Here is a 12,372-nt window from a genome sequence, read left to right as displayed (position 1 = left end):
GGCTAGCCGGTTTTCTTTTTGTTTACTTTTTCCTGTTTATTGTGGAGTACCGAAAGCGGCAAATTCATAAATGCCATCGGCCCACATTGCCGAATTGTTCTTATGTACATTTACAACGCCATAAACGCGTAGGCGTAAATACCTGTAAGGAGTCAGGTCTTCAATGTTGGAGATAATAAATCCTACTTGCCAATTTTGTTTACCATCTACAAGCATCTTATAACTCTTTCCGTCTACACTTCCTTCAATCGTATATTTATAAGCAGCTTCAGAACCATTGACCAATCTTGTGGAAAGATTAATCTCTGAGATGCGGGCATTTTTCTGCATATCTACAATCAGTATATATGGAGTACCTGTTGCTGTATTGGAATTCTTTTGGAAAAAGGCTGAAGACTCTAACGAAACTCCATCAGTAACACAATCTGCCTTAACTCCTTTTGCTCCGGTGACAGTAGATGTAACAGGCATATTTAATGTTAAATTTTTACCATTCTGTACTGGAATAATACCATGTTTATCACTAAATTCCAGATATCTGTAATAATCCATTGACGCATATCCCTGATTGAAAGCAGCTATGGATATTCTTGGAAAATTACCCTCCGGAGTCTGATGTTCACGCTGTGCCCCCCAATGATAACTCCATACTCCGCAACTTGTTCCCACCATACTAATCCTGTTAAATTGTGCATCGAAAGTGGAGTTGTTGCCAATTTCTCTCATCAGTGTCCATTCACCTCCTAAATTAGTAGTAGATGTATACACAGTCTGACTTGGATACCATCCCGAAGCCTTTGAACTGAAGAAATAATACTCTCCCTCTTTTTTGATAATGGCTGGAGTCTCTCTGTGCAACCCCTTGCATATTGTATTCACTAATGAAACAGGTTTAGTCCAGGAATTATCTAATTTATAGATATTTATATCGCTATTCATATTGGTGGCTGAGAGCAGATACGCTGTATTGTCATCATCAATGAAGAGTGATTGATCTCTAGACTCATGTCCTAATGGCCGTTCCATCGTACCTACTTCTAGTTTACCTTTAGGAGTAATCTGTGCCAGGTAGATTTTGGCAGCACTGTATCCTCCTTCATCTTCGTAGTGAGCGGATAGTACGACCTTACCCGTTTTAGGATTATGCCGGAAAGCAATACCTTCAAAATTTACATTGGGATAAAAAGCTAATTCACGAGGAGCACTCCAATTTCCGTCAAGTCCTGTTGGAGAATAGCTTTCAGATGCCATCCAACCTTTAAGCGATTGCCCGTTCACATTCTTCTCAGTATTTTCCATTTTATAGGAATAGTAAAGATTACCTATTTTCATTCCTTGAGGCTTATTTGTAGAGCCTTTACTAATGTACTTTCCATTCAAGTTATCGTAAACTTCAACTTCACCGACAGGTATAAATGTGGTAGCTTGTTGGGAGATTGCTGTTCCTATTTTCTTTCCATCTTTAAATGCTTCTACGTGATACGTAAAAGTTTTGTCAACCTTTAGGTCATAGTCATCGTATGTGCCTCCTTTGGTTTCTCCGATGAGTTCTCCGTCACGATATATCTTGTAAAGATCAGTATCTTTCCGCTGCATCCAATTCAACTTCACATTTTTGGCTTCTTTTTCGCCTACGAGTTTAAAAGTAGTGGCTGTCACTGCCCAAGTCCCAGTACTCTCTCCGGTTTTTGTTTCTTTCGACTGTGCGACAGAAGAAGGAAATACCGGCAGATCACATAAACATACGAATACAAGTGCAAGATAAAACTTTAATTGTTGACTTTTAATGTTCATAATACAATTCTTTAGTTACGTTTGAAATATGGGCAGAAAGTTATTTAGTTCCCATGAGTTTCAGATTATTAGCTCTGTAAGTAGCTGAGAACAAATCAGCCTCCTTGTATGTGTACTTGCTTGAATCGAAATATACAGCAAAATCCTGCATTAGTTTTTTTGAATATTCAGTGAGATACAAATTGGTTCCGTCGAATGTGTTAGAGCCGGAAACAGTAATGTATTTCTTATCTTTGATATTCTGTATCTGATAGTAACCATCTTCCTGTAGATTGAACATCCAGCGTTGACCGTTATCTTTCTTTTCAGGATTCAAGCGTAAAGTACCGAACAGGGATTCGAGGAACTTTCCGGTTTTTATATCTTTTAATTTGTATACGTTAGGAGTTTCGGTTTTGATAAATTCGAAATTCAGATTAATATCATCATTGTCATCTGATATGGTGAATCCATTAGCAGGCTTGGATACCAGACGGTCGGATATTTTTTCCAATAAGGAATAGATGTTTCCGGAAATAATGGTTGCAGCACGTTTGTAGCGATACATATTGTTGAATATGCTCAAATCCCATTTATCGTACCATTTTACAACTGGATATCCTGAACGCACGCTGATGGGTAACCATACAAAATGTGATTTTCCCGGATCATTTCTGTTCCAGCGGTCTCCCATATAAATAAATGCTTTATCTTTATCAGGCAGTTGGAAAACATAGTTGCTCTGCGAGTTGTAAGTTACTTGTTTCAATTTATCAACGGCAAAATTTGCTCCTGTAATCCATTCACCTAATATATTAAAGGTATAAGCGGTTCTTCCCGGATTTGGATCCCATCCTGTACAACCGGAAAATAATCCGAAATACATATCGCCTACCTTAAAGATGGAAGGTGCCTCATACTTAAGTTCTTTTAGTATCTTTGTTTCAGTGGAAGTCGGCTCTAGAAAGTCATCTCTAAGTAAGGATATATTTGTATTTGTGTTCATGTCGGTAGAACAGAAATGATATGCCTTACCGTCTGTATCTACAAATAGAGTTTGGTCACGTGATTCGTTTTTATTAGGGCGTAAAGTCTTGTATAACGTATAAGGCCCTTCTATCTTATCACTGACTGCGATACAGACTCGTGCTGCGCTGTAATCGCTATTATTGATTTCCCAATGGCTCCACATTACCCATTTATTTGTTTTTGGGTTATAGATGACTTTGGGACGTTCAAATAAACGTCCGTGGGAGATGTCATTCAAGTCATCCTTGGCTTCTCCGGTCGTTTTCAAAGAAAGTCCCAGACGTTTCCAGTTATACAAGTCTTTAGATTGATAACAGCTCACTCCGTTTGATACGAATCCGGTACGATCTTCTCCGAACCAATAGTAAGTACCTTGATTAAATACCACACATCCGCCATGTGCATTGATTTGTTCTCCATTTACATCCTTCCACAAAACACCCGGACTTATCTGGGTATTTTGCGAAAAAACGGAAATATACGAGAATATAAGACTGATAAATAAAATATTTCTCATATTTATTCTTCGATATTGATAGTTATTTCAGGTTGTGCGGGGGCATAAGCACCGGATTCATCTATAGTAAAATATTCTACTTCGGCTGTATTATCCATGAAACCGAATTTAGGAGAATATACGCATGATACACCGGTCAACTTGGCATTATCTACCCGAATAGATCCGATGTCATTTCCCCATCCTCCACGTCCTACACTGAAGGCAACTCGTATTTGCTTGCAGTCGGGCGAAGTAGTGTAATCCATAGAGTAAGTTTCCCAGTCTTTGCTTGCTATTTCTGTAACAACTCTCTTCTCTGTATCTTGTAACTCTTCGATTGTCATTTTTCCGGTAAGTTTACCTTCTTTTTCAGCAATACCGCCTTTCAATAGAGCAGATAAAGTGTACGTTTCATTAGGAGCGACATTGACAACTTGTGCTAGAATACCGTCACTCCAACCGGTTGCCCATTTGTAAGGCCTGATTTCAAATACATGATTGTCTAGATCCTGTTCGTTGTCTAGTTCTTCTGGTAGGATGTACTGTTCAGAGTTCCAACGGTCACCTATAATAACATCCCATCCTTCGATACGGGTAGTCAGTTTACTGTCGGAATCTACATCGAATTCTCCTTCAAAGCCCGGATTTTTTAAAAGATTTTCTACCGGTTCACCAATCCCGGCTGTAAAGTTTGGTTGCGGAGCATAGTCTTTGATACGTACAGAATCTATAGGAACTCCATCTCTGAAGATGAAAGCGCGGTTATCGGGAGTTATGGCAAAGCGGTAAGTATGAGCCTGACCGTCGTTATTGTAAAATTTACCTCTTCCACCTTCTTTTCCGCTGGTAGCCGGATTATTAATAGCCTTCTGATAGTTATTGTATATACCTATTTCGGAAGAATTAAAATATGCTTTAAATCCATATCCCTTTTCATTTACAAAATAAGGATAAAAATTCTGTTCCGTATCATCGGTTTTTATCCTAAATTCGATAGTGTATCCTTTAGAGCCGGGAGTAAATGATTTTGTAAACTCTACATCCTTTCCTCCTTTATATGTAGGTGATTTAGAAATATCCTTTATGGGAAGTGAAGTACCGTATCCTTTAACCTTCACATACGAACGTGTGTCACCGCTTCTTAATACGAGTTTTCCTTCAGTCAGTATTTTTGTACTGTTCAAAGTTACGGTTACTTTTTGTTTTCCCTTATTAGCCGGTAGCACGGTAGGAGATACAGTGAAGCCATTGGGAGCGGTTACTTTGATTTCTTTCCTGGGTAAAGCCGTAGAATTGACTATAAACGAAACTGATTTGTTTGTCCCGTTAATAATCAATTGTGGTAAGTGGGCATCTACCGGCACTTCTTCTGTTTCCTTTTTGTCGTCTTTGGGTAGAGCCGCATAAGTTGCTGTTACACCACTTGTCAATAGCACCATTGTTAAGAACATGATTCTTACATACTTCTTTTTCATGATATTGAAATGTTTGAATAAATTAATTATTTAGTGATTACTTGTTTCTGATTGCAAATTTGATGAAACATTTTTAGATAAGAGTTCTATAATAATTCAAATGCGTTTGATTTTAAATAATGTGTTTTGTGAGGGATAAGAATCATTCAGTAAGGTTCAAAAATCATTCATATATGCTTTCTTGAATGGGTAATTAATATATTTTAAGATGTTTGCCTGTCATTACCGCTAAATTTTGTTTTAATATTGCATTGAGAAATGATTCTAATTATTCAATATTACTATGAACTATACAATTCGATATTATATATTATTCTCTTTTCTTTCTGTTTTTTCAAGTGTTGTCGCACAACAGATGTCTGTGACTACCTTGCCTTTGAACAACTATTTACCTTCTAGTTCGGTATTGCGTGTTCATTGCGATAAGGAGGGTTTTTTATGGTTGGGAACAAAAGATGGATTGTGTCGTTATGATGCCTATCGTATATTAACTTTCCGTTCCGGTCTAAAAACGCCGGATTTATTGACAAACAATGAAATTACCTGTATTGCAGAAGATGATAACGGTTTTTTGTACATAGGAACTAAGAAAGGTTTGAATATATTGAATAAACGAACTTATCAGATAACTCCGGTTGAACATAATGATATAAGAGACCAAGAGATCCGGACAATGATAGTCGACAGTAAAGGGTGGCTTTGGGTTGGTACATTAACTTCTGTATTTCGTTGTTCCAATGATTTTTCATTTTGCAAAAGGTATGATGCATCTTTGCCTGTCACTAGTGTAAATTCTATCTATGAAGATCAGGATAAGAATATATGGGTTACTTTGTGGCAAAAAGGACTTCATAAATATGATTCGGGAAAAGATACGTTTGTTAGTTTGCCTAAAATAGGGGCTTGGGACAATCCGTTCAAAATTTTTCAGGATGATAAGAAGCAGCATTGGGTGTTAACTTGGGAGAGTGGAATATATTTGTTTTATCCGGAAGAAAAACAAGAGTTAATGTATCATCATGTTAATGTGGAGAGTGAAAATAAATGGGATGAGAGCGGCTGTTTTAGTATTGTTCAGGACGATAAGTATGGATATATTTGGATTGTGTCCACACAAGGACTTTATGCACTTCAGAAACGTCCGGGGGATAAGGTAAGTAATGTTGATATATCTCATATTTCTTCTAAATTGAATAATATTTTTAGTGAAATTGTCAAAGACGCATTGGGTAACCTGTGGATCGCTGCATTTAATGAAGGGGTGTCTATGATTGACTTGAATAAGCCCTTTGTCCAGAACAACTTACTTCCAACTATTCGAAAAAAAACAGGGTTTAACGCTAATGTGAAAAATATATATGAAGATGAAGATGGTGATTTGTGGATCAATCAAAACCGTTGGGGAGTAGGTATATTTGAACCCAATTCAACTGATATTCAGTTTCATACTGATATTCCTTCACTTAGAGGAATATCGAATTTGAAGAATATTAGTTGCATGGCACCAGTGTCTTCTCTTCATGAAGTTTGGTTAGGAACTGAATATGATTCTGAGATATATAGGGTAAAGAAAGAAAAAGGGAATATACGATTATTGGGGGTCTTGAATTTAAAGAAATATGTAACAGAGAATCCGGGAGATCCGTATTTGTTTTATGAAGACAGTAAACGTAACTTTTGGATTATAACTACTGCAGGTATATTAGTAAAACCAGCAGGGAAGAATGATATTCAAGATACACATATTATGCTGAAGGGCATAACCGGAATTGGAGAAGGAAAAGATAATACCTTATGGATCAGTACCAAAAAAAAGGGTGTATATACAGCTGTGATTCCTTCTCAATTAAAGTTTGAGAAATCAAGTTTAAAGAATTTGAATTCCCAAACAGATGGTTTGATAAGTAATAATATTACTGCTATTTGTGTAGATAATAGCGGATTGATATGGCTAGGTAGTGAAGAAGGTAGTGTTTTTACTTACGATTCCCAAAAGAAGAAAGTTACAGATTTGTCGAATGTGTTTGATATGCTTGAAGAAAGTATTTTCAATATTGTAACCGATCGATTAGGGCATATATGGATTTCTACCAACAAACGGGTTATAGAATACGAACCGAAGAACGGAGGAATTATGGACTATTCTACTATGGATGATATATTGGTGAATTCTTTTATGCCAAACTCTTACTTTATAAGTCGTTCAGGTAAAATGCTTTATGGTGGTAATCGAGGTATCACAGCATTTACTCCTTATGAAGGTTTGTCCGAACATCCTCGGAAGATTAAGACTATGATAGCGGATATAAAAATAGACGGAATGTCCGTTCTTTTGGAGAAGAATAATAATCGTTTTGATTTGAGCGATCAGAATATAACTTTGAACTCTGGAGATAAAAATATCGAGATAGATTTCTCTTCTTTGAATTATGCTTTCCCGAATAAGATCAAATATGCCTATAAGATGGAAGGGGTAGATGATGACTGGGTATATGTCAGAGGGGACCGTCAGTTTGCTTTTTACAATCAACTACCTAAGGGAAAACGGATTTTTTATCTGAAGGCAACAGATGTGAATGGTTTGTGGAGCGAGTATGTATCTACAGTTTCAGTATATAAACAACCGGCTTTTTATGAAACATGGTGGGCATATACATTATATGTTATTTTTGCAATTATATGCATTTATCTTTTTTATCGGAGGATACAAAAACGTATGCAATTACGGCATGAATTGAAAATAGCACAGATAGACAGGGAAAAATCAGAAGAGCTAGTGCAAACAAAATTGCGCTATTTTACAAATATATCTCATGATTTATTGACACCTCTTACTATTATTACTTGTTTGGTTGATGATGCAGAACTGACTGGTGGAGAACGAATTCCACAGTTAAATATGATTCGTTTGAATGTGAATAAACTAAAACGTTTATTACAGCAGATTCTTGATTTCCGTAAGGTAGAAAGTGGAAATATGAGATTATCTGTATCTCAATGTGATATTATTCCTTTTGTCTCAGAGGTTTGTAGTGTGAATTTTGCACCTTTGATGAAAAAGAAAAAACAGAACTTTGTGTTTTCATCTGAAGATCAGACACTGACAGCTTGTTTTGATGCGGACAAAGTAGATAAGATTGTGTCCAATCTTTTATCCAATGCTTGTAAACATACGGATGCCGGTGGTGAGATAAAACTGATGATGAAATCTTATCAGGCTTCCGGACATTGTCATCTGTGTATTCAGGTTTCGGATACAGGAGAAGGTATTGCCTCTGAAGAATTGGAACATATTTTTGCCAGATTTTATACAGCTCAAAAGAAAGATGGGAGTGAGTCCAATGGTATCGGCTTATCATTGACTAAGGATTTGGTCGAACTCCATCACGGAGATATTAAAGTAGAAAGTGAATTGGGCAAGGGAAGCATTTTTACAGTAAATTTCCCGATTGATGAAGAAAGTTATGAGGAAAATGAGTTTGCCATAGAAAAAGTGAGAGAAAAGAAAGGCGAAATCATATTAGGTGATGTAGATTTGGATGAATTTGAAGAAGGAATGAGGGATATGCGTCAAGCCAGCGAACATCATCTGTTGTTGGTGGAAGATAACGAAGAATTGTTGTATCTTATGAAGCGGATTCTATCTCGGAATTATCATGTCCTGATTGCTAAAAATGGGGTTGAAGCTTTAGAAGTAGTGAAAGAGAATGAAATAGACATAGTGATTAGTGATGTGATGATGCCTGAAATGGATGGGTTGGAATTATGCCGGAATTTAAAGTCTAATTTGGAAACCAGTCACATTCCGGTCATTTTATTGACTGCCAAAAATACGGTGGAAGATAGGGTTGAATGCTATAATGCCGGAGCTGATGGATATATTGCTAAACCATTCGAATTGAAAATACTTGAAGCGCGCATTAATAATTTTATAAGTCATAAAAGAAGTAAACAGGAAGAATTTCGTTCTAATGCGGATGCGCAGATTGATGCGTTGGAAACTTCGGTTGTTGATAAAGAATTCTTTGATAGAGCTGTTGCCGTGATTAAAACGAATATTTCTGAAGGTAATTTTGATGTTGTTCAATTGGCAGATGCATTGGCAGTCTCTAAATCTTCTCTTTATAGAAAAATGAAAGTTGCGACAGGATTATCTCCGGTTGAGTTTATCCGAAATATCAGATTAAAACATGGTAGCCAGTTGCTGAAGGATAAATCCATATCAGTGGCAGAGGTCGCTTACGAGTGTGGATTTTCTAATCCCAAATATTTTGCCACTTGTTTTAAGGAGGAATTTGGGGTAACTCCGAAAGAATATCAGAAATCATTAAATTAGAAATTGTATATCCAATATTTGCTGAGTGAGTACGTGTCTTTTATATGAAACACGTACTTTCTTATATATGAGTACTATAGGTAGTTTTGAACGATATTTGAACGTATACTGAATGATTATTGAACTTTCTTAAGGTGTTTATACAAATGATTCAATTTTATACGCTTTTGAATGATTGCTGTACTTTCTTCTTATAGATAAATCTCATATTTGCAACAGAATAATTTCCTATACTTCTAACTTATAGGAAAAGTATATGTGTTTAGTGTTTGAGTCTTTAATTTTTTAATAATTAAATCTAATAGATATGGTGAAAAATGCATTCATCCGTCTGTTTGTAGTGATGGTCTTCTTAGGAATTGGCAATAAGATGAGTTCGAAGACATTCATTCAAAAAAAACAAAAGCAAGAATTGTTGGTGTCCGACAAGGACATTGAAAAACACAAGCAAGATTCTGTGGGATTTGTGGAACAGAAATCAAAACTTCAGCATTCGTGGGGAACTTTTAGTCCAAATGTATCTCTAGATGTGCCAAGTATCTCTCGTTCTCCTTTTATTTCTCTTCAACAATTGTTGAAAGGAAATACAGCAGGGGTGTATGTTCAGGAAAATAATGGTGAACCTGGAAGTATACAAAGTATGCTTATACATGGATTGTCATCTCCGGTTTTCTCAAATAAAGATATTTCGGGAATACAGCCGGTTGTGTATTTAAATGGAGTACCTTTATTATTGGATAATCCATTTAGTTATGATGTAAAGTTGTATGATGTGAATCCATTGGGTGGGGCTAGTAATATACTGGCAGGGCTTGACCTAGGTATTATTGAATCCATGGAAGTAATTAAAGATCCGTTGAAGTTGGCGCAATTAGGGCCACTTGCTTCTAAGGGTGCTATTTGGATTCAGACTAAAGATGGGTATTGGGGAGGAAAACATTTTTCTGTAGATGGTTCTTTGGGTTTTGTTACACCACCTTCTGGCGTTAAGATGACAAATGCCGGATATGAAAGAGCTTTTCGACAGAACTTTTTTGATACTTATGGAATATTGAATGCTAATCAATATCTGCCGAAATATCTTCAGGATGATAGAGATGATTTATATTTTGGAGAGCCGGATTGGGCTGATTCATATTATAGATATGCTCCTCAATATAATTTAAATGTTACTGTTGGAGGAGGAAATCCTATGGCTAATTATTTATTTACTTTAGGAACATCAAGAAATGCCGGAGTTGCAGATGAAACCGGATATAATAAATACAATATTGGTTTCTTTTTGAATATGGTTCCATTGAAGGGGTTGACAGCTACTGCGCAAGTGAATGGGGGAATGTCGAATCGTTCACGTAATCGTAATTTTAGGGACCATTATGCTGAAGTAGAATATTTGCCGGATTTCTCAACACCGATAGCTCCGACTAAAATCGGCTATTCACTTTTTATGTCAGAATATGATAAAGTAACGAGTGAAAATGATAATGATATGATAAACGGCTATTTGGGTTTGAATTATAAATTGGGTAACTTTGTGGCTAACGCAAAATTGCAATTGGATTATAATACGAATGATAGTCATTTGTTTTTTCCGTCTACTTTAATGGAATCAGTGAGCTTCGTGTCTGATTATTCAGCTTATAACAGAAGACTTCGTGGAGTAGCAGACATAGCTTATTTGTTCAGGTTTGGAAAGAATCATTTGCTCAATGTAAAATGGGATGGTTCTTTTCAGTCAGACCTTCAGCATTACAATTATACTCGTGCTTATGATGGGGATGATGATAAAAAAACAACTACAGCTAGCAAAGCCAATTATAAGCTTTACCGATATGCGGATAGGATGGATACTCGCCTTGTCTCCACCTCGTTCTATTTAGAATATACTTATAAAGAGTTAGTGAATGCCGGAATTGTTGTCAGAAGTGATGGCACTTCGAAAATGCAAATGGATAATCGTTGGCTGTTTACTCCTGCATTTAATATAGGCTGGAATGTAAAAAAACAGTTTTGGGCAAATTCTCCAGTTATTTCAAACTTATTCATCAATGCTTCATGGGCAAGAATGGGTAAACTATTAGAAAGCGATCGTTTTGCATTGGGACCTCAATATTCGGCAGAAGATATGAATTGGATTGGGCAAACAGTGATTTCTTCTCAAAATGGTTTGGGAACTATTACGCGTCCTTATTCTCGTGGATGGGTGGGATATGGAATCGGTTGGCCGTATGCAGAGAAGCTAAATATAGAGTTGGCAGGCGCTTTTTTGAATGATCGTCTTAAATTTAGTTTAGGTTTTTATAATAACTATGATAAAGATCAGATAATTCAGATGCCTGTTCCGCAGGAATATGGATATAAATATCAGTTTAAGCAGGGGATGGATGTTAATAATAGAGGGATTGATTTTTCCATATCATCCTCGATATTGTCCAATCCCAAAGGGATAAATTGGGATACCTCATTGAATGTCAATTACAATTGGAATGAACTGAAACGATTGCCGGAAGGAGTACAAGAGGTTACTTTGGGGGATCGTAAACTAACTGTAGGGAAATCTATTGATCAATTTTGGTTGCTTCAGAATATCGGTATATATCAAACGGATGAGGAAGTTCCCGTGATAGATGGTAAGCGATTGAGTATAAATGGAATTCCTTTGAAGAAAGGAGATCCTATTTGGGTAGATCAGAATGGAGATAATATGATTGACGACCAAGATAAAGTAATGAAAGGACATATGTTGCCACCATTTACAGGTGGTTTTATGAGTGAGTTTAGATATAAACGTTTTGATTTATCTTTCAATTTATTTTGGGCTGTAGGACATCATGCTCTGAATAATCGCTCTTGGCAACGTTATGACTTTATGACTTTAGATAATCAGAAATCATTGGCTGCTGTCAAAGAAATATTCTTTTGGCAAAATACCAATGACAAAAATGATTATCCAATTTATAATCCACTGAGCAAGACACACCCTTATCGTCAGGATCAGGATTTATTCTTGGAAAAACTGTCATATTTAAAATTAAGGACATTGACTTTAGGCTACACGCTTCCTTTGAAGAAAAAAGGAAAGTATGCCCCAAATAGTATTTATTTATATCTGACAGCAAATAACCTATTTACGATTACAGCGTTTAGTGGAGACGATCCGGAATTGATTGAATTCAATGGTTGTTATTCGGGATACGCTCAATCTCTTCCTCGCTCTTTGACTGCGGGATTCAAATTTAATTTTTAAATCTAATAATACC

5 protein-coding genes are annotated in these 12,372 nt (G+C 36.4%); 2 read left to right on the top strand and 3 right to left on the bottom strand.

The genetic code is table 11. From position 1 onward, the window contains the following. Window positions 1-36 precede the first annotated feature (36 nt). From ACNOGP_RS17810 to ACNOGP_RS17800, 3 genes are read right to left on the bottom strand one after another with little or no spacing between them, the layout of a single operon-like run. Window positions 37-1,794, bottom strand: coding sequence for a family 43 glycosylhydrolase (locus tag ACNOGP_RS17810; RefSeq protein WP_418213378.1), 1,758 nt, complete (start codon window positions 1,792-1,794; stop codon window positions 37-39). Between the two features lie 40 nt (window positions 1,795-1,834). Beyond that, entirely contained in the window at window positions 1,835-3,319 is a 1,485-nt protein-coding gene (locus tag ACNOGP_RS17805) for an RICIN domain-containing protein (RefSeq protein ID WP_195476135.1), read from the bottom strand. A 2-nt stretch (window positions 3,320-3,321) separates the two neighbouring features. Then, window positions 3,322-4,776, bottom strand: a complete 1,455-nt coding sequence (locus tag ACNOGP_RS17800; protein ID WP_418213377.1) for a carbohydrate binding domain-containing protein — start codon at window positions 4,774-4,776, stop codon at window positions 3,322-3,324. Window positions 4,777-5,059: 283 nt separating this feature from the next. On the opposite strand from ACNOGP_RS17800, the gene ACNOGP_RS17795 reads away from it, so the two are divergent. Both ACNOGP_RS17795 and ACNOGP_RS17790 read left to right on the top strand, forming a co-directional pair. After that, window positions 5,060-9,112 (top strand): hybrid sensor histidine kinase/response regulator transcription factor, encoded by a 4,053-nt coding sequence (locus ACNOGP_RS17795; protein ID WP_418213376.1) that lies wholly within the window; start codon window positions 5,060-5,062, stop codon window positions 9,110-9,112. A 307-nt stretch (window positions 9,113-9,419) separates the two neighbouring features. After that, window positions 9,420-12,359, top strand: coding sequence for a SusC/RagA family TonB-linked outer membrane protein (locus ACNOGP_RS17790; RefSeq protein WP_418213375.1), 2,940 nt, complete (start codon window positions 9,420-9,422; stop codon window positions 12,357-12,359). The last annotated feature ends 13 nt before the right edge of the window (window positions 12,360-12,372 follow it).

The sequence above is a fragment of the Bacteroides difficilis genome, assembly GCF_048319815.1.
Taxonomy (GTDB): Bacteria; Bacteroidota; Bacteroidia; order Bacteroidales; family Bacteroidaceae; genus Bacteroides; species Bacteroides zhangwenhongii.
This window is presented reverse-complemented; position numbering and strand designations above follow the sequence as displayed.